The following is a 20,072-nucleotide window of genomic DNA, read 5'->3' as shown; positions in this document are numbered from 1 at the left end:
CAGGAGTAGTTCATCCATGTCTGACTCATCGCCTGGCTCCTCGTCCCAGGAGCCGGCAAAAAGCAAGCAGGCCCAGCGGAGGGTGACGATGTACCGCAACGGCTCTGTCTACACCGCTGCCGATCCATTTGCGACTGCAATGCTCGTGGACGAAGGAACCGTGGCCTGGGTGGGCTCGGAACAGGCAGCATCCTCCATAGCTGACGATTCCATGGAAATCATCGATCTCAAGGGCGCGCTGGTCGCACCAGGCTTTGTAGATTCACATGTCCACCTGACCGAGACTGGAATCGCCCTGGACTCTCTTCAGCTGGATGGGGTCCGCTCGGCCGGAGAACTGCTCGACGCCGTCGCGGCTTGGGGCGGCACTGGGACCGTCATGGGGCACGGTTGGGATGAGAGCGCCTGGCCTGACGGAACCTTCCCCAGCAGGGAAGAGCTCGAGCGGGCCTCAGGGGGCAGACCGGTTTACCTTGCGAGGGTGGACGCCCATTCTGCGCTGGTCTCCTCATCCCTGGCCGCTGCGGCCAAATTGTCATCCCCGCACTCTCCGGAAGCAGGGGCCAACAGCCAGGTGAAACGGGAGGAGCATACGGCCGCCCGTTTGGCAGCCCGCGAATTCCCGGAGGAACAGATTCGGGAGTTCCAGCGCAGGGCCCTTGCCGAGGCTGCAGCTAATGGCTATGTGGCCCTCGCTGAAATGTCCGCCCCGCACATCGGCGCCGTAAAGGACCTGCAGCTCGCAGTGGGCTGGAACGAGGCAACGGGACAGGCCTTCCCCGAGATTCTCGCCTACCGCGGCCAGCTCGCCGAATCCGAAAGGGACGTTAAGGCCATTCTTGATGGACTTGGCGTTACCGTCCGGGGACTCGCCGGGGATCTGAACATCGACGGGTCCATCGGGTCCAGGACGGCTGCTCTTCGCGCCGACTACAGCGATGCACTGGGGGAGCGGGGCACCAAGTACCTCTCCGTGGACCAGGCGGCCGCGCACATTGCAGCCTGTTCAACGGTGGGCATTCAGGCTGGCTTCCACGTAATCGGAGACGCCGGGCTGGACGCCGTGCTGGAAGCCTTTGACCAGGCTGCCGCGGAGGTTGGCGATCAGCGCATCCGGGCGGCAGGACACCGGCTTGAACATGTGGAGATGGCTGACGCGTCGGCTATCGAGAGACTTGCCCGTCACTCCATCACAGTCAGCGCCCAGCCGGCTTTCGATGCAGCGTGGGGCGCCGAAGGGCGCCTGTACCAGGAGCGGCTCGGTTCACGCCGCCTGACCATGAATCCTTTCGCTTCGCTGTATGCGGCGGGAGTGCCTGTCTGCTTCGGAAGTGACAGTCCGGTCACTCCGCTTCGCCCCTGGGAAAGCGTGCGGGCCTGCCTCGAGCACAGCAACCCCGAACAGAGAATCTCTGCACGGGCAGCATTCCTGGGGCACACCCGGGCAGGCTGGCGGGCCGCGAAGTACTCCAACCCGATGGCTGGCCAGCTGGTACCTGGGGCACCCGCGAGCTTTGCAGTATGGGAGGTCGAGGAATTGATGGTCCAGGTAGCAGACGGCCGTGTACAGTCCTGGAGCACCGATCCCCGGGCCAGGACACCGCTCCTGCCTGCCCTGGACACCGGGGCCAGTCCCGTGTGTCTCCAGACGGTCCGCGCCGGCCATGAACTCTATTCCCATGACAGCCTCCGCGGTTAGGCCTGTGTTGCCCGGACGTACCCTTACGCTGGACGCCCTATAATAGAAAGTTGCGCCTGCAGCTCGGCTTTTCGCCTGATCTTTGCGCGCTCTGACCGCTCCCATCAAGGAAAGGCCTCGCTGTGCGTGTCCTCACGATCATCCCGACCTACAATGAGCTGGAATCCCTGCCAAAGACAATCAGCCGCCTCAGGGCTGCAGTCCCGGCCTCGGATGTACTGGTTGTTGACGACAACAGCCCGGACGGCACCGGGCAGCTGGCGGATGGCCTGGCCGCAGAGGATTCCCAGATCCACGTCCTCCATCGCGAGGGCAAGGCAGGACTCGGAGCGGCGTACATCGCCGGCTTCAAATGGGGACTTGACGCCGGTTATGACGTCCTCGTAGAAATGGACGCCGACGGCTCCCACCAGCCGGAACAGCTTCCGCAATTGCTGGAAGCGTTGGAGCAGGGTGCCGATTTGGCCATGGGATCCCGGTGGGTTCCTGGCGGCAGCGTCGTCAACTGGCCGCTGTACCGGCAGGCCATTTCGCGCGTCGGGAGCACCTATGCGCGGCTTATGCTGGGCCTGAAGATCAAGGACGTCACCGGCGGCTACCGCGCCTTCCGCCGCACCACCCTTGAAAAGCTTAACCTCGATGAAGTGGCCTCGGTTGGCTACGGCTTCCAGGTGGACCTTGCCTGGCGCGTTGCGAAGCTGGGACTCACAATTGTTGAGCGACCCATCACCTTCGTGGAGCGCGAACTCGGGGACTCGAAGATGAGCGGGAACATTGTGGTTGAAGCGATGATCAACGTCACGCGTTGGGGCCTCGCCGCGCGCTGGCAGAAACTCACCTCCGGGAAAGGCTCCGCCTCCTAACTAAGCTCGGCCGCCGAGCTGGACCTGGCAGGATTGAGACACAAAAAGATTGAGACACAAAAAGCCGGGCTCCCCCGTCGACTAACGATGAGGGAGCCCGGCTCTCTTTTTGTTCTCGGTTCTTTGTGCCCTGTTCGGTTCAGCCCTTAGGCCGAGCGCCGTTCTCCACGGCGTTCGCGCAGAATCGTGAGTCGGTCCTCGAGGATCTGTTCCAGCTCGGGAAGGGACCGGCGCTCCAAAAGCATGTCCCAGTGGGTCCGGACAGCTTTTTCATTGCTGTTAATGGGGCGTTCGCCATCCACCAGGAGAGCTTCCTTGCCCGTTTTCGACACCCATACCGGAGGGATTTCAGCTTCCGAGGAGAACGTGACGAAGACCTGCTCGCCGTCCTCGCAACGGTACTCAACCCGCTGGCGGGGAGCCGGTTCGACGCCGGATTCCGTCTCCATGCTTTGTGCGCCGAGGCGCATGCCCCGCAGGCTGCGATCGCTCATGATTTCTCCCTTTGGTCGGTTCGCAGAGCCTGGCTCTGCGCTAGCCGGAGGTAAGTGACAGCCCCCGGACTACGGTTTGCACTACGTTGCATCGTTAACTCCAACGCTTTCCGCAGCATTCTTGTTCCAGCCTTATTGAACCGGTCGGACAAATATCCTATTATACGGTTTCTTCTACAGCCAAGCAAAAAGAGCGAAGCAGGAATTAAGCAAAGGAGGAGTTGCCCGCTTCCGGGCAACTCCTCTTCTTAAAGCCCCTAAGGACGCTCCACCGCCTGTTTTTCTGTGGCCGGTCTTGCAGGGGCGCCGGCGCCGAAGAGGCCTTCGGAGTCCATGTTTGTCCCACCCAGGGCGTTGCCGATGCCCTTGAGTGCCTCGCCCACTTCGCTGGGAATGATCCACAGTTTGTTCGAGGATCCTTCCGCCAACTTGGGCAGCGTCTGCAGGTACTGGTAGGCCAGCAGCTTCTGATCAGGGTTGCCCTTATGGATTGCGTCGAACACCTTCTGGATCGCCTGGGCTTCACCGTCGGCGCGCAGGATGGCGGCCTTTGCGTCGCCCTCGGCCTTGAGGATGGCTGCCTGCCGCTGGCCCTCGGCGGTGAGAATGGCCGACTGCTTGGTGCCCTCGGCGGTGAGGATGGCCGCACGCCGGTCCCGTTCGGCACGCATCTGCTTTTCCATCGAATCCTGGATGGAGTGGGGCGGATCAATAGCCTTCAGTTCCACGCGTGAAACGCGGATGCCCCAGCGGCCGGTGGCCTCGTCCAGCACGCCCCGCAACTGACCATTGATCTGGTCGCGGGAGGTCAGGGCCTCTTCGAGGTTCAGGCCACCGACGACGTTACGCAGCGTGGTGGTGGTCAGCTGTTCGACTGCCTGGATGTAGTTGGCGATCTCATAGGTTGCAGCCCGTGGGTCGGTCACCTGGAAATACACGACCGTGTCGATCGAGACCACCAGGTTGTCTTCGGTAATCACCGGCTGCGGAGGGAAGGAAACCACTTGTTCCCGGAGGTCCAGCAGCGGGAGCAGCCTGTCGACGAAGGGGATCAGGATAGTAAGTCCGGGGTTAAGGGTGCGCTGGTACTTTCCGAGTCGTTCCACCACTCCTGCCCGCGCCTGCGGCACAATCCGCACCGAACGTACAAGCACGATAATTACGAAAACGATCAGAACCAGCAGCACGATCGTGACTGCGATATCCATACATCTCCTTCATTCCCCAATTGTTGTATTCAAAGCTGAATACGCAAGCGCGGTCTCCCGGCGGATGCAGGGGCCGTTCACACTGTTTTGCTCCGGCAGCGATGCCGGTGGCGATTACTGTACGGGTTCCGGCTGAGGAACGACGACGGCAGTGGCTCCTTCGATGGCGGACACCACCACGCGCTGGCCCGCCTCAAGAACTCCGTCTTTGGAGCGGGCACTCCACACGTCGCCCCCGATCTTGACCAGACCGCCGTCGGAACTAACCGATTCCATGACCAGCGCTGATTCCCCGATAAGGCGGTCCACGTTTGTCCGCTGTTCGGCTGGACCCTTATGGAGGTGTTTGAGCGCCACCGGCCGGACGAGGCCAACCATGAGGAGTGACACGACGCAGAATACGATGATCTGCAGCCAGAGGTCGGCGCCGGCAAAATCTGCCACCAGGGCAGCAAGGGCGCCACCGCCGAGCATAATGAAGAAAAGGTCCAAGGTGAGCATTTCCACCACGGCAAACGCCAGGAAAACGGTCAGCCACAAAGCCCACCAGTTCTCGCCAAGCCAATCAAACATGTAGCTCCCCCTTCGTCGCCGGGACCTGCGGGAGCAGACCCTCAGTAACTGTGATTCCATCGTAGTCGGAAGCCTGAGGGGGAGGGGAGAGTCCGGGAAACAGGTATAGAACGTGGCCAAGTCGTTATCTTGGACACTCGGGATTCAGGAGTTGAGGAGTTAAGGCCGGGGTTCAAAAGCGGTGATCCGGAAACGGGCAGAAACGCTCGTTTGGGGCGGCAGGGAGGCCAGCAGGTCAGGAAGCGCCGCTCGGTCCAGATGGTGCCCGGCCGGCCCCATCAGCGCCAGATTTACGACGTCCGCCGCTGGCAAGCTCAAGTCGAGGTCTAACTCCCGCGTGGACAGTTCGCTGAACGCGCTGTCCAGGGAGGTTGCCAGCCGTTCCTCCTTGGCGGGCTCGAGTCCCAGCATTCCGGTTGTTCCCGCCACTTCGGCCAGGTGACCCGGTCTGGGCGTTACCACTATGAGTCTCCCGCCCGGGCGCAGGACCCGGGCGAACTCCGCGGGGTTGCGTGGAGCGAAGACGACCGTGACGACATCGACTGACCGATCCGCCAGCGGAAGCGGTTGCCACACATCGCAGACAATGTTGATGGCGCCCGGATTCAATCTGGCAGCGCGCCGCAAGGCGAACTTGGAGATGTCCAGGCCGATGGCTTTTGCGGGGAACCTGTCAAGAATCGCCCGCAGGTAGTGTCCGGTTCCGGTGCCGGCGTCGAGTACAGCAGGGTTGGCCGCAGCGAGGGCCGGCGCGGCGGTGTCCGCGATAGCGAGCGCCAGCCTGTCATAGTGCCCGTGAGACAGGAAATCGCTGCGAGCGGCCACCATATCGGCGGAGTCCGCCTCGAAGGCAGTTCCCTTGCCCACCAGGAAGTTGAAGTATCCCTGCCGGGCGGCATCAAAACTGTGACCGGCGGGGCACCTCAGCGTTGACCGTTCTTCGGTTCCGTAACCCAGTGCCTGCCTGCAGACGGGGCACAGCAGCGAGTGGACGGCGTCAGAAGGCATAGCCCCATCTTAAGTGGCCCGTTCATCACTAAGGTGTTTCCCACCCTTCGACCGAACTACTAGGCTCGCAAGAGTGAAACCAGAACACCTGCCGCTGCTGAATTCCGTATCTGCCCCCACCGTCCATCCCGACGGCACGAGGGCCGTCGTCTCCGTTGTCCGTCCGGACCTCGACGCTGACACCTACGTGGGCCAGCTTTGGAGCATCTCCCGGAATCCCGAGAGACTGCCCCGGAGACTCACACGCGGGTTCCGCGACACGGCCCCGGCGTATTCTCCGGACGGGCGGGTGCTGGCGTTTCTCCGTACGTCACCTGAGGGGAAGCCCCAACTGCATGTGGTGGATGCGGCCGGAGGAGAGCCGCAGGTGATCACCAACGCGAAGCTTGGCGTCTCCTGCTTTGCGTGGGCGCCGGACTCGCACCGGATAGTATTCGGTGCCAGGACCCCGGAGGAAGGCCGCTACGGAACAGTCGACGGCGTCTCACCTGCCGCAGAGGACGCCCGCCTCATCACAGATTACAAGTACCGGATGAACGGCGTGGGCTACACCGCCGATAAGCCGCTTCAGTTGTTCCTGGTTCACGTCCCGGATCTTGACGACGAACCCAAAGTGGTGCGCGCCGGCCGTGCCGCCCAACAGAGGAAAGTGGCCGCGGATCCGGCGGATCAGCATGCTTCGAAGGATCAACCAGACCTGCCGAAGGACGAGGCAGTGCCTCCCGCCCGGCAGCTGACTTCGGCGCCTGTTGACCACGAAAGCCCGACGTTCAGCAGCGACGGAAGCACCATCTACTTTGTGGCGGCACTCCACGAGGGAAGCGACGGCGATCTGGCCACCGGTATCTATTCCTTGCCCGTGGCGGGTGGGCAGGAACCCGTTCCTGCGCTACCGCTTGACGGCCCGCGGCAGGCAATCCACAGCGTCAGGCAGAGCCGGGACGGCAAGTGGCTCTTCTACCTGGCCCAGGATCTGGGCACATCCGGCCTGGACTTCGTGGCCCGGAATACCGCCATGTACGTTATTCCTTCGGGCGGTGGTGACCCTACATGCATGAGCGACGTCGAGAACATGGATCTGGATACAGGCGCCGGGCTGCTCGAACCCCAGGGGGACGATTCGGTGCTCGTCCTGAACAATGCCCAGGGCACTGTGGAACTGCTGGAATTCGGTGCCACCGGCAACCACGCGCTCGTGGTCCACGGGGACCGGGTGGTTGTGGGCGCGGGGTCGGGAGGAGGCTCGATCTTCGTCACCTTTGCGGATTCAGCCACTGCCGGCGACGTGGCCATCCTTGAGGCTGGCCAACTGCGGTTGCTCACCGATTTCTCAGCGCGGCTGCGGACCGAAGCCGGCATTATCGAACCCCGGGAACTCACCTTCACTTCCCCGGACGGTCATCCGGTACACGGCTGGCTTGTTATGCCTCCGGGCAAGGGGCCCCACCCGGTGCTGCTCAACATCCACGGCGGGCCGTTCGCCCAGTACACGGTTGGAATTTTCGACGAGGCCCAGGTGTATGCCGATGCAGGATACGCCGTCCTGATGTGCAATCCGAGAGGCTCGGCGGGCTATGGCCAGGCCCACGGTCGTTCCATTAAGGGAAAAATGGGTACCGTGGATATGCAGGACGTTCTGGCGTTCCTCGACGGCGCATTAGAGAAGTTCCAGGAACTGGATTCCTCCGCGCTGGGCATCATGGGCGGCTCCTACGGCGGCTACCTGACCGCATGGACCATCAGCCAGGATCACCGTTTCAAAGCGGCCATTGTGGAACGGGGCTTCCTTGATCCGGTCAGTTTCGTGGGCTCTTCTGACATTGGGTGGTTCTTTGGTGGCGAGTACACGGGACCAACGCCGGAGGAAATAGCCGCCCAGAGCCCCATGGCCACCATTTCTGCGGTGCGTACCCCCACGCTCGTGATCCACAGCGAGGAGGACCTGCGGTGTCCGGTGGAACAGGGGCAGCGGTACTTCACGGCACTCAAGCAGCAGGGAGTGGAGGCAGCGTTCCTGGTCTTCCCGGGGGAGAACCATGAACTTTCGCGGTCCGGAACGCCCCACCACCGCAAGCAGCGCTTCGAACACATCCTCCGCTGGTGGGCGAAATACCTCCCCGTGAAGGCTTGATCAGTCGGGCAGGAACCCGAGTTCCTGCCGGGCCCGGCTGATGTCAGGCGCCATCCAGCGAAGCCCGTATTCCTCGTTTGTGGTGAGGGAGCGGAGCTCGGCCTTGTCTACATACAAGGTGCCATGCAGATGGTCGGTTTCGTGCTGAACGATCCGGGCCTGCCACCCGGCGTACTCTGCTTGCATTGCAGCGCCCTGCGGCGTGGTGTACGTCAGCTGAACGCGGTCCGGCCGGGACACCACCGCCTGCAGGCCGTTGAGGGAAAGGCAACCTTCGTAAAAGGCTGCCCGTCCTGCGCCTATGGCTATGTATGAGGGATTGAGCAGTACAAGAAAGTCCAGGGGTACTCTCCCGCGAAGGCCGGCAATCTCAGGCTCGACGTCGAACGAGTCTTCCGCCACGGCAATCTGAAGCGGGATCCCGAGCTGCGGGGCAGCCAGACCGACTCCGGGAGCGTTATGCATGACCCGGCGCATGAGGTCTATCAGGGCGGCCAGTTCCTCATCTGTGAGCTGTCCGTCGTAGCGGGCGGCGGACTGGCGCAGTGCAGGATGCCCCACTTGGACGATCGGCGGAAGTCCCTCTGATGCCAGGATGGTTTGAACGGTCTCCCGTATCTCGGCGGGACTGGACGGTGTGGGAACTGAAACCTGGGCCATACCAAGAGCCTAATGCGGCTTAGCCCTGCTGCGGTCCGCAGGTAGAGGTGACGAAATCGTGAATGCGTCCCCGAAGCTCGGCACCAGCGTCAACTTTAAAGACTCCCTGCTGCCCAGCCACTGTGATCCGCAGCGGGAACAACGTGCCCACTTTGTCTTCTGCCACCGCATGCGGATCGCACCGGGCTGGACGGATAACCAGCCGGAGCTCGGAGGACGGTCCCCCCTCCCGCACCTCCACATCTCGCGGCCAGGGCTGGGAAGGTTCTTCGGCGATGAGCGGTGTCCCGTCGATCTTCTCGATGGTCAGGATCCTCTGATGGCTGGGCGGCTCACCAGCGCGCTGTGTGCTCCCGCTGTCGGCTTGGGGCGAGGGCTTGGGGAGTATGCGGATACGGACGACGGCGGTGCCGCCTTTGTCAGCAGCGTCCAGTTCCGGTACAGGCCGGAACTCTGCAATGGCCTCCGCCGCCTTGCTGACGCATTTTTCCATATTGTTCCGGGTCAGGACTCCATGGGGATCCACAGGTTCAAGTGTCGCTTGCCCGGGCACCGCCGGCCGCGTGGTGATCCGAAGCGTTGGTTTGTCACTTGGAACGTTTGTCGGGTCTCCCGTCAGTTCACCGCCGCGTGTGCAGGTCGCCTCAGGAAGCTGCGCGGGAAGGCTTTTGGTCTGCCGTGGCGGAAGTTCGATGCCGCCGGCGTCGGGATTCCAGGTGATGGCAGCGCTGAAAAGACCACTGTGAAGGGAGGCGTCCAGTACAGTCACGGGTTCAGGGGTGTTGTTGGTGAGCTGTATTTCGATGATTTGCTTGGAGTAGTTGTCCCTGAACTGGTTGATTTGTGCGCTTATGGCCGGCAGCCCGCTGATTGCAGCGGACGATGCAGATCCGGAGGAAGACTCAGAGACGGAATTTGGACCGCCTTCAGGCCCGGGACCAGGGCTGCAGGACGCCAGGGTCACGAGCATCGTCAAGGCGACGGTTGAAGCAGGGGCGGACTTGAACCGCCGTCGTGAGGTCAGCGGTGCGCCACTCATCCCTGAAGTCTAGGCCGTTGGACGACGCCCCGTCACTGCCTGCAGTGCTGCCGGTTCAGCCGGATAGGGAAGATGGCTGGGTGATGCGCGATTCCGCTAGGGTCGTTTCATGACAGATAAGGACCCCTTGGTTTTAGACCCCTTGACGTGCGTGCTCGGCTTTATCCGGACGCTTGAAGGAGGAGGCGGCGCAGACGACATCAGGCCTTTCCTTGCTGACGGGTTTGTCCTCGTCGAAGCGCCGCACGTGCTGGCGCCAAAGGGTTCGACCAAGACCCTGGAGGACGTCCTGTCAGGAGCAGAGAACAGCGGGGAAGTGGTAACGGGCCAGCGCTTCGAGGTGAACCGAACTACCTGCGAAGGCGGCCGCGTGGTCATCGAAGCGGACTGGTCAGCGACCCTCCGAATGGACCTTCCGTACTGGGACTCCGGCGAAATCATCAGGGCGAGGACCACCTCGGTTTTCGAGGTAAGTGGCGGCCGGATCCTCAGTCAGGACAGCTACGACTGCTACTTCACCGGCAGCTGAACCCCATGCGCAGGCCGGCTATTCAGTGCATGGTAAAGCGCCGCGCCACCCAAGCGTTGACTGCTGGAATTCCTGCGACATCGCCCAGCACCCGGTTGCGCACGGCCAGCAGGAGCGGGGACACCGGGCGGCCCAGAGCCATATTGATCTCGGCCTGACGCATTGCCTTAGCCGACGCGCGCAAGCGTGAGCTTTCGTAAGCACGCAGCTCACCTGCCACGGGTTGCCCTTTTATTGCCGCCACAATGATGGGCGCGAGCGCTGCAGCATCAAGCCATCCCAGGTTCATGCCCTGACCCCCGATGGGACTGACCTCATGGGCGGCATCTCCGATCAAGGCTGTTCTGCCATGGATCAGCCGCACGGCTCGTCGTGACCGAACGCCGAATGGGCTGAGCATGCTGTTGGTTTCGGGATCTATGGGTATTCCCGTTCTTTCGTACACCAGATCAGCTAACATTGCAGGCTCTGCTTGTGGCGGCAGGCCAGGCATCCTGACTACCCAACGGCGGAGGGAGCCGGGCAGCGGGAACGATTCGACGATCCCCTTCGCTGCAAGGAACAGCACGGCATCTGATCCGAAGTCAGTGGAGTCCAGGAAGTCCCCCATCAAGTAGGCGTCCGGATAGATCTTCAGCCGGGTTGGAATGCCCAGGAATTCCCGCATACTGGACCGGACGCCGTCGGCAGCGATGGCCAGCAGCGAGGTGTGCCTGGATGAGTCGGAAGCGGAGGCAACGTTCAGCGTGACGGTCCGTCCGTCGTCGTGCATTCCCGTGACAGTGCAGCCGCGCTGCAGCGCTGCCGGATCCAGTTCCCGGAGACGGTCCTCCAGTATCGCTTCCGTCTGTTCCTGGGGCAGGGAAAGGACAAACGGGAAGCGGCCCGAGAGCCCGTCAAAGGACATCCCGGCCACCGGCCTGGCGTTTCCGATCGCGACGCCGTGATGGATTTGGACTCCCGTGGCCACCAGTCTGGACGCGACGCCGATCCTGTCGAGGGCTTCCAGAGCGGGCGGGTGGATCCCGATGGCACGCGAAAATGGCGATCTGGACAATCGTTGCTCCAGCACCCGCACCGCCAAACCGTGACTTACCAACAGGGATGCAAGATACAGGCCCACAGGGCCACCGCCGACGATCAAAACGTCAATCAACGTTCAGTGCCTCGGGTAATTCAGGCTTCCTGTAATGCAGGACCGCTCTAAAGGGAAAACGCCGTTCGGCCATCCAATCCGGGGGAGTGAGGGCGTTGAGCTCGTGGGGTGTGTAGCTGCGCCGGATGGACGTGAGCCCATCCTGCCGGATGAACGAATGCCTCAAAGGCAATGCCGCCACGGAGAAGATGGCATGCGCCGCCACACTCCGGCGAAGGTCGTTGTGGATGACAGTTCCGCCGGACAACGACGCTGACTCCGCCAGGAACTGTTGGAGTTCGGCCGAGGGCACATGATGAAGGACGTGGTTGGAAATCACGATGTCGAACGTAAGCCCTTCGGACACAAGCTCGGCGGACAACGCCTGCCGGAAGGTAACGCCAGCTGTTGCGGGCCGTTCGGCAGCGAACCGGTAGGCGCGCTCATCGGGATCGATCCCCGTAACCAGCAACTGTTTGCCGTCCCGGGCAGCCCACTCCGCGAGCAACACCGGGATATCGCCCCCTCCACACCCAATGTCAAGAAGGGTGGTGGGGGCCGTTGCCGATAACCGGGGCAGCACCTCTGTCCGGTAAATCCTGCGCCAGCCCGAAACCAGTCTGTTAACCAGGGCGAATTGTGCGTAGGTGTTTTCCAGGCGGACCGGATCGCAATCGCTTGCATCCATTTCCTCGACGGCGTCAGCCGCCCGCTCCCGCAGAAAGGCCATGTCCGGCTCAGGCAGGAAAGGTTTGGGCCAGTGCACCCAACGGCGTATCCATAGCCATTTCAGCCGACGCCGTTTCGGCTCCTGCAGCAACCCCGGCTGGAGCATCAGCGCATTGCGACGAAATCTTGGTGAAGAGAGCACTCTCCACCGTTAGGCCGGGGCCGAATGCCATGGAGCAAATCCTTTCGTCGCCCGGTTCGGCCGGAAGCTCCAGAATGTACTTGAGGACGAACAACACGGTGGCGCTGCTCATGTTTCCGTAGTTTCGCAACGTCTCGCGGGCAGGAATCAGTTGCTCATCGCTGAGCTGCAATCGGCTCTGCACCTTGTCCAGAATGCTGCGTCCGCCAGGGTGGATTCCCCAGTGCCTGATGTCCGTGTAGGGCTTGTCGCGAAGGGATTTCTCCCGGGACAGCAGCGGCTCCAGGGCGCCGATAATGTGATCGTCGATGATGTGGGGGACGTAGTTTCCCAGGACCATCTCGAAACCCTCATCGCCGATGTTCCAGGCCATGGATTCCTCGCCGACGGGCGTTAGAACGGTCTCAAAGTGATCCAGTTGGAGCAATGGTTCGGCGTCTGGGATGTCCCGTGCCGTGACAACCGCGCCCGCCGCGCCGTCGGCGAACAGCGCTGACCCCATGATCGTGTCCGGGTCATTGGACGTCCGGACATGAAGCGAGCACAGCTCGGCGCAGACCACCAGTACCACGGCCTCCGGATCCGCTTCACAGAAGGACTTTGCTGCCCGGAGTGCTGGAAATGCTGCATAGCATCCCATAAAACCGAGGTGGTACCGCTGGACCGAGGGATTCAGGCCGAGGGCACGGACGATCTTATAGTCCGGGCCAGGATTGAAGAATCCCGTACAGGAAACCGTCACGAGGTGGGTGATGTCCTCCGGTCCGATCCCGGCACAGGCAGCCACGGCAGCATCTGCGGCCTCGATAAACAATTTGGTAGCTTCCCGCCCGAAGATGTCATTCCGGACCTTGGTGCTGGGCCTGAGCAGGAGACCGGTGCGTGGATCGAAGAACTGTGGGTTGTCGGAGCGGATTTCCATCGTCAGTTCGTCAACGGCTGTGTAACGGGTGTCTATGGCCGCCGAGTCGAAACAGGTATTGACCAGCCTCGAGCCGAGCCTCGTGAGCCCGGGCTGGGCTGCAAAAACCTCCCGTGCTTCGGACTGGATAAGGATGGTCGGCGGGACTGCAGTTTCCAGGGACCTCAGGTAGACCGTCATGGGTTCATTGTTAGTGAGAGACGGTGGATAAAACAATGCGAGAGGCGGCCATTCATCCGGAAAGATGAATGGCCGCCTCTCACTTGGCGCGTGTTAATCTCTAGTGCGTGATGGTCGCTGCCCGGAAATCGTCCAGGATGCTGCCGGACGCCTGCGAGGTCAGGATGCCGGCCTTGCCCGACTTACCGGCAAAGAACTGCACGTCGGCTGCCCGAAGCTGAACAGCAGCAACAACATCTCCATTCTTGTAGATGGTGACAGTGCCGTCCACGTAGCTGGCGGTGAGGACGTCACCTGCAGCGAACGGGGCCAGAACGCCGGCGTAGGAGTACCACGGCTTCTCTGCACCCAGGGCGGACACGCGCACCGATTTTGTGGGTGCGTCATACACCACTGAGACTGCGCCCGAGAGGAACGGCTTCCCGGACTGGGCCTTGAGCAGCACACCCTGAACCGACTTCGGTGCGATCGACTTCAGCGTCAGGGACGCCGTCTGGTCTGCACCGAACGTGTCGGCGTAGAGCAGGGCGCCACCAAGGAGCGGACTGAGGGCTTTGTCCTTGATGACGTAGGACTGGCGTCCATCCTCACCGCTCCAGGAACGGCCCACAGCTCCATTTGCCCGGTCAAAAGTGTCCAGCACGGGGGCGTTGACCGTAAAGGAACGAACGACTTCGGGGGCCGCGAGGAACCGTTGGTTCCCTTCCTGCTTGGCAGTGATGGTGCAGGTTCCGGCTCCCGTCAAGTGAACCGAGTTGCTTTGCAAGGTGCAGGAACCTGTAGCAGAGAGCGTCACAGGGAGACCGGAAGTGGACGTTGCACTGACTGCGAAGTCAGCGTCCCCGAGCGTCTTGGTTGCAATCGATCCAAAGGAGATCGACTGCGAAGCCGGCGCCGGGACGTCCACGATTCCCTGGGTGGAGTTGCCTGCTTTATCGATTGCCCTGAACTCAACAGTTGCCGCTGTCCGTCCTGCGGGAAGGGGACCGGAGTAGGGTACCCACTCGGCGGCGCCCACACGGTAGTCAAGGGCAGCAACGCCCGAGTAGGAATCTTCGGCGGTGAGGGTGAGCGTCCGATCGTCGTCGAGGGTGGCAGCCGTTTGCGGTGCTGTCCTGTCGATCTTCAGCGCGATGGATGCTTCCACGGACACGTTCCCGGCTGCATCTGTCGCCCTTGCCTTGACAGTGTGGGCGCCGTCGGATGCCACCTCAAAGGAGTGGGTGTACGGAACCCAGGCACCGTCGTCGACCGATACTTCAACGCTGGGAGCCGTCGCAGAGTTATCACTGGCGGTGACATTCACCGTGACAGGACCCGAATACCAGCCGTCAGCACCGTTCGGCGCTGCCGGCTCAGTGGCGGCCGTAACGGTCGGGGCAGACGTGTCGGCGAATCTTGGCTCCACACTCTCGAGCGTGGGAACAACCGGATTAATCGATCCGTCTGCGGCGAAGGTCAGCCGGTCAATGGTGGTTTCCCGGTGCATACCGTCGCCGCCTGGGATGGCGAAGCGGTGATACACGATGTACCACTCGTCCATGCCCGGCACCTGGACGACCGAGTTGTGGCCGGTTCCAAGGATGCCGAGTTCAGGTTTCTTCTCGAGGATGACGCCCTTGGACGTCCAGGGACCGGTGATGCTGCTGGCGGTGGCGTATCCGACCCGGTAGTTCTCACTCCGGGTGTCGTCGATCGAATAGGTCAGGTAGTAGGTGCCGTTGCGCTTGTGCACAAAGGCGCCTTCCCTGAACTGGGTCAGGCCGCCGATGGTCTTGATGTTCGCGGGGTCATAGGAAACCATGTCCGGGCTGAGCGGAACATAACGCGCAGTACCGTTGCCCCAGAACAGGTAGGACACGCCGTCGTCATCGGTGAATACAGCAGGGTCGATCTGTTGGGCGCCGCCGAAGGCCGCCTTGTTTACCAGGGGCGCGCCGGAGTCAACAAAGGGGCCCGTTGGAGAATCAGCGACGGCGACGCCTATGTTCTGACCGGCGCTGAAGTACAGGTAGTACTTGCCGTTCTTCGTTGCAGCTGCCGGCGCCCAGGCATTTGCATGCGTCCAGCTGACGTTGGCGAGATCCAGCACCACGCCTTCGTCCGTCCAGTCCACGAGGTTCTTGGATGAGAAGACGGAGAACTTCGTGCTGCCCCAGGAGGCAATTCCATCGGTCGTGGGGTAAATGTAGTACGTATCTCCGTAGACCACGATGTTCGGATCAGCTGTGTAGCCGGGCAAGACCGGGCTCTTCATTTCCAGCGCTGAGAAGGTCCAGTCCGCCGTCGAACCATCAGGCCCTGTCACCGTGTAGGTGACCGGCTTGCCGAGGTCCGCAGCCACTCCGGAAGCCGGGCTTGAGACAGCCCCGGGAAAGAGGCTGAAGGTGGGCGAGAGCTTGCTCAGATCCGTTCCCGGTTTGACGGGATAGGTAACCTTCCTGTTTGTGCTGTCGACGATGGGCGCCACCTTCAGAAGGCCGGCGTCAGTAAGCGAAACGTCTCCCAGACCGGTTTTGTCGCCCGAGATGTTCATTACTTCCTCCGCTGACAGCGCCCGGTTGTAGATGGCGAATTCGCGGAGGGAGCCGTTGAGGGTTTTGTCTGCTGTGTAGACGGACTTACCGAGGTAGTTCGACGTGGTGCTGCCCAGTCCGATGTCCGCGGGGTTCAGTGTGGCGTTCAGGTTCTCGCCAACCTTCTTACCGTCAAGGTACACGGTGGCGACAGTGCCCTTAAGTGTGTAGACCAGGTGCTTCCATGAATCACGGGGGAGGGCTGCTGTGCTGTTGGCAAGCTGTTCCGTAGTCCAGTTTCCGGAGGCGATACCGGTCTTGTACACCGAATTGCCCGTGGCGAACAGATACCCGTTACCCACCCCGGCGGCGTCGGTGTTGCCGAATCCGTAGATGAAGTAGGACCCGCTCTGGGAGGCGTTCACCAGGACGTCTGCTTCGACCGTCACGTCCTGGATACCGGAGAGGATGTTGTCGGGGACGTCGACATAACCGCCGGCGCCGTCGAGCTTGAGCGTGCCGTCGGGCTGCCAGCTGCCGCCGGCGACGATCTTGCCGTTGAGGCCATTGCCCGAGGAGTCTGTGACGTCCGTTCCTGACGTCTGGTCAAAGGAGTAGCGGAGGATCTCTCCTTTTTCATTGGCGGGAACAGGTTTTGGTGTCTGGCGAAGGGCATCCAGCTCAGTTTGGGTTACCGGCAGAACGGTTCCGTGGCGGGGGCTGGCCGGCAGGTCATAGTTTGTGGACAGCTTCCAGCTGGGGGTTTCCAGGCTGGTGCTTTCGAGCGGGATGTAGCCGCGTCCTCCGAACTCGTCAAGGAAGAGGTAGAACTTCTCCTCTGTGTTGGACTTGAAGACGGTGGGGCCTTCGACCGCTGCCGTTCCAGCGTTCTTGCCGATGCAGGAGCTCTGCAGCGCCCAGTTCCTGGGGTTGGTGGTAGGAAGGTCGACGGCGAGCAGGTTGTTGGACTTTTCCTGCATGATGTCGACGCAGCCCGAAACACCCCCTTCATCCTTGGTGAAGCGGTAGAACGTGTCCTTGTCCCTGATGACCGTTGAATCAATCACTGAGGTGCCCGGGTCGTTCCAGACCTTGGCTTCAGAGAAGGTGCGGAAGTCGCGGGTTGTCGAATACATCATCTTGTTGACAACGCCGGCGGTATGTCCCGGGTCGGATTCTGCATAGATCTTCGACGCCCAGAACACAACGTAGGCGCCGATACCGGCGTCGTAGTAGGCCTCCGGAGCCCAGGTATTGCCGGCCGTGTCCGGGGAAACCTTCACATGCCTTTGTTCGGACCAGTTTTTGAGGTCGTATGATTCCCAGACCTCAAGGTATCGGCTGCCTTGGCGCTGGGAGGAGTCCCAGGAGGTTCCGCTGCCAATGGAAAGGTCTGTGGCGATCATGTAGAACTTGTCGCCTTCGGGGGAGCGGATCACAAAGGGATCGCGAAGGCCTTTGGTGCCCATGGTGGAGGTGAGGATCGGCTTGCCGCCATTGGTCTCATCCCAGTGGAGGGCGTCGTTGCCGCGGCTGGCGGCCATGAAAATGTTCTCTCCAGCCAGGCTGTTCCCCGTGAAGTAGGCAAACGCGTATCCGGCATAGGGTGCGACAGTTGGCTTGGCCTTTACATGCGCTGTAAATTCTTTCGACCCCGTCGCTGTTCCGACCTTGAGGTTGGCTGTCAGGACGACGTCGGTATCCACTAGCGGGCGGTTAACGATACCTGTGGTGTCAATGATCGAACTTGCCGACTGCCACGTTACCGTTGCCTGTCCGCTGGTTGCCGGGAGAGTGACATTGCCGCGGACGTCGTCGAGGGCGGGAAGGGACAACGCAGTGATGGCGGCTGCCAGCTTTTCTTCATCTGACTCAGCGGGGACCACGGTAGCTGTGAATGTCTTGGTTCCGGAGGCGTCGCCGCGGGTGATCGTTGCCGTCAGGGTCACAGTTGCCGGACCCTGCGCCGCGTTGGGCCGCGTCACCGCTCCCGTGTTGGAAATGATTGCAGGGTCGCTTGATGACCACGTCAGGGTGGAACCATTGACGCCGTTGGCCGGCAGGGACAGGTTGCCTGTCACGGCCGAGAGGTCCCCGAGAGTCAAGGCTGTGACATCCCGTTCAACCCGGAGTGCGTCGCTTGGTGCGATCGCTGCTGCGACCTCGCTTGGAGTGAGAGCGGCATTGTAGATCCGGAAATTCCGGACTGACCCGGACAGGAATTTGTCGGCTGTGTATACCGAACGGCCGAGGTAGTTCGCCGTCGTCAATCCGTTGCCGATGCTGCCTGGCGTGATGGTGATGCCGGTTTTCTGTCCCACCTGTACGCCGTCGAGGAACAGTGTGGCTGTTCCATTGGCCAGCGTGTAGGTGATTGTCTTCCAGACGCCGCGCGCCAAGGGCTGGTTTTGGGAAAGTGTCTGCTCCGTGGACCAGTTGCCCGAGGCGATAGAGGTGCGGTAGCTGTCACCAGTGGTGAACAGGTAGCCGTTGCCGGCGTTCGACGTCGTATTGCCGAGGCCGTAGATGAAGTACGGAGTTGCTTGGGTTGGTGCCATCAGAACCTCGGTGCTGACGGTAATGGCGGACAGTCCCTGCATGATGTTGTCAGGAAGGCGGACATAGTCGTTGACGCCATCCAGCTTCAGTCCTTCGCTTCCCTTCCACGTGCCGCCATTGACGACCGCGCCGTTCCGCCCCTTTCCGGAGCTGTCCACAGCCACGCTCCCGGTGCTTTCATCCAGGTTGTACTGCAGGACGAGCCTGGGGTCCGGAGTGGTCTCGGCCAGCGCCGGGACCAGCGGGGTCAGGACAAGCGCCGAGGCTATGGCCCCCGCGGCTGCCGTTCTGGTGAGCAAACGTAAGGGTCGCATCGTTGCGCCTACTTTCCGTGCCCCTGATTGAACGGGGCATTCTTGTGGGTAATTTCGTTGCAGGGGGACGGCAGCCGTGATTGGCCTGTTGTTGTCCGGCTTGCCAGGGGTGTGGTGAAGTCCGTGCGGTGGAATGCGTGCTGTTGATCGGCGCGGCGGCAGTGTCATGTACTGCCGCCGCACGGACGATCAGGTGAGCGGGGGCTCAGTACTGACGGGTAGGCAGGGCCTTGATGGCCTGTTCCTGGGTGAAGGTGGTTTCTTCGGTGACGACGCGCTCCGGGACTGTTTCGCCGGCGAGGACCTTCTTGGCGAGGTCCATGAGCTGGGTGCCCAGCAGGGGGCTGCACTCGACGATGTAGTTGATCTTGCCCTGGCTCAGGGCGGTCATGCCGTCCTTGACGGCGTCGATGGTGATGATCTTGATGTCCTTGCCCGGGACCTTGCCGGCGGCTTCGATGGCTTCGATGGCGCCGAGGCCTTCGTCGTCGTTGTGGGCGAAGACGACGTCGATGTCGGGGTTGTTCTTCAGGAACGCCTCCATGACCTGCTTGCCGCCGCTGCGGGTGAAGTCACCGCTCTGGGAGGCGATGATCTTCAGCTTCGGGTCCGCCTTGATGGCCTCTTCGAAGCCTTCCTTCCGGTCGTTTGCCGGCGCGGAACCGGTGGTGCCCTGGATTTCGACGATGTTCACGGTGTCTGTGGCAGCCTTGGACTCAGCAACGAGCCACTCGCCGGCCTTCTTGCCTTCGAGGACGAAGTCCGAGCCCAGGAAGGTCTTGTACAGGGACTTGTCGGCCGAGTCCACGGCGCGGTCCGTGAGGATCACGGGGATCTTCGCGTCCTTGGCTTCCTTCAGGACGGTGTCCCAGCCGGATTCAACCACGGGGGAGAAGGCGATAACGTCGACCTTCTGCTGGATGTAGGAGCGGATCGCCTTGATCTGGTTTTCCTGCTTCTGCTGGGCGTCGGAGAACTTCAGGTCGATGCCGGCTTCCTTGGCGGATTCCTGAACGGACTTGGTGTTGGCGCTGCGCCAGCCGCTTTCCGCGCCGACCTGGGCGAAGCCCATCACGATCTTCTTCTCAGCGCCTCCGGTGCTCGAAGCGGCCTGGCCGCCACCTCCGCAGGCAGTAAGGGCAATAGCTGACGCGGCCAAAACGGCTACTAGAGATTTCTTAAACACAACATCCTCCCGGAAGCGTTAGTTACATGCAGGCGGGAGACCCCAACACCACCGTTGCTGCAAACTGAAGCAGGTTCGCTCTGGCGATAAGTGTGAACGCTAACAAACCCGTCCGTCAAGTAAGTTAGATCACATTTCGGTGACGTGAAATGTCGGGGGAGTGCTGTGGGATGGGGAGCGGAGTT

The 20,072-nt window shown here is 61.8% G+C and carries 15 protein-coding genes; 4 read left to right on the top strand and 11 right to left on the bottom strand.

The genetic code is table 11. The features are described 5' to 3' along the window. The first annotated feature begins 16 nt into the window (after positions 1–16). Entirely contained in the window at positions 17–1,699 is a 1,683-nt protein-coding gene (locus M1D88_RS07755; protein ID WP_458113957.1) for an amidohydrolase, read from the top strand. A 122-nt stretch (positions 1,700–1,821) separates the two neighbouring features. Next, positions 1,822–2,562 (top strand): polyprenol monophosphomannose synthase, encoded by a 741-nt coding sequence (locus M1D88_RS07750; protein WP_458113956.1) that lies wholly within the window; start codon positions 1,822–1,824, stop codon positions 2,560–2,562. 146 nt (positions 2,563–2,708) lie between these two features. Here the strand turns inward: M1D88_RS07750 and M1D88_RS07745 are convergent, their stop codons facing one another. From M1D88_RS07745 to M1D88_RS07730, 4 genes are all read right to left on the bottom strand, one after another. Next, complete coding sequence (locus tag M1D88_RS07745) at positions 2,709–3,056, bottom strand: RNA polymerase-binding protein RbpA (RefSeq protein ID WP_011692034.1); 348 nt, start codon at positions 3,054–3,056, stop codon at positions 2,709–2,711. 257 nt (positions 3,057–3,313) lie between these two features. Next, positions 3,314–4,264, bottom strand: coding sequence for an SPFH domain-containing protein (locus tag M1D88_RS07740; protein ID WP_458113955.1), 951 nt, complete (start codon positions 4,262–4,264; stop codon positions 3,314–3,316). Between the two features lie 114 nt (positions 4,265–4,378). Continuing rightward, entirely contained in the window at positions 4,379–4,837 is a 459-nt protein-coding gene (locus M1D88_RS07735; RefSeq protein WP_458113954.1) for an NfeD family protein, read from the bottom strand. Positions 4,838–4,996: 159 nt separating this feature from the next. Further along, entirely contained in the window at positions 4,997–5,845 is an 849-nt protein-coding gene (locus tag M1D88_RS07730) for a methyltransferase domain-containing protein (protein WP_458113953.1), read from the bottom strand. Positions 5,846–5,918: 73 nt separating this feature from the next. Between M1D88_RS07730 and M1D88_RS07725 the strand changes: the two genes are divergently transcribed. Further along, a complete protein-coding gene (locus M1D88_RS07725) occupies positions 5,919–7,976 on the top strand; it encodes a S9 family peptidase (RefSeq protein ID WP_458113952.1) in 2,058 nt (685 codons plus the stop codon). On the opposite strand, the gene M1D88_RS07720 is transcribed toward M1D88_RS07725, so the two are convergent. Both M1D88_RS07720 and M1D88_RS07715 read right to left on the bottom strand, forming a co-directional pair. Beyond that, positions 7,977–8,636, bottom strand: coding sequence for a peptide deformylase (locus M1D88_RS07720; protein WP_458113951.1), 660 nt, complete (start codon positions 8,634–8,636; stop codon positions 7,977–7,979). A gap of 19 nt (positions 8,637–8,655) precedes the next feature. After that, a complete protein-coding gene (locus M1D88_RS07715; protein WP_458113950.1) occupies positions 8,656–9,675 on the bottom strand; it encodes a hypothetical protein in 1,020 nt (339 codons plus the stop codon). A 109-nt stretch (positions 9,676–9,784) separates the two neighbouring features. Between M1D88_RS07715 and M1D88_RS07710 the strand changes: the two genes are divergently transcribed. Further along, entirely contained in the window at positions 9,785–10,204 is a 420-nt protein-coding gene (locus tag M1D88_RS07710) for a nuclear transport factor 2 family protein (protein WP_458113949.1), read from the top strand. Positions 10,205–10,226: 22 nt separating this feature from the next. On the opposite strand, the gene M1D88_RS07705 is transcribed toward M1D88_RS07710, so the two are convergent. From M1D88_RS07705 to M1D88_RS07685, 5 genes are all read right to left on the bottom strand, one after another. Further along, positions 10,227–11,360: an FAD-dependent oxidoreductase gene (locus M1D88_RS07705; protein WP_458113948.1), complete on the bottom strand. Its 1,134-nt coding sequence runs from the start codon at positions 11,358–11,360 to the stop codon at positions 10,227–10,229. After that, entirely contained in the window at positions 11,353–12,069 is a 717-nt protein-coding gene (locus M1D88_RS07700; protein ID WP_458113947.1) for a class I SAM-dependent methyltransferase, read from the bottom strand. Before M1D88_RS07700 ends, M1D88_RS07705 begins: the two co-directional genes overlap by 8 nt. Before the next feature lie 7 nt (positions 12,070–12,076). Next, complete coding sequence (locus M1D88_RS07695; protein ID WP_458113946.1) at positions 12,077–13,312, bottom strand: type III polyketide synthase; 1,236 nt, start codon at positions 13,310–13,312, stop codon at positions 12,077–12,079. A gap of 100 nt (positions 13,313–13,412) precedes the next feature. Continuing rightward, complete coding sequence (locus tag M1D88_RS07690; protein ID WP_458113945.1) at positions 13,413–18,701, bottom strand: family 43 glycosylhydrolase; 5,289 nt, start codon at positions 18,699–18,701, stop codon at positions 13,413–13,415. Positions 18,702–18,906: 205 nt separating this feature from the next. After that, positions 18,907–19,887, bottom strand: coding sequence for an ABC transporter substrate-binding protein (locus M1D88_RS07685; protein ID WP_458112923.1), 981 nt, complete (start codon positions 19,885–19,887; stop codon positions 18,907–18,909). Between the last annotated feature and the right edge of the window lie 185 nt (positions 19,888–20,072).

The sequence above is a fragment of the Arthrobacter sp. R1-13 genome, from assembly GCF_054161475.1.
This window is presented reverse-complemented; position numbering and strand designations above follow the sequence as displayed.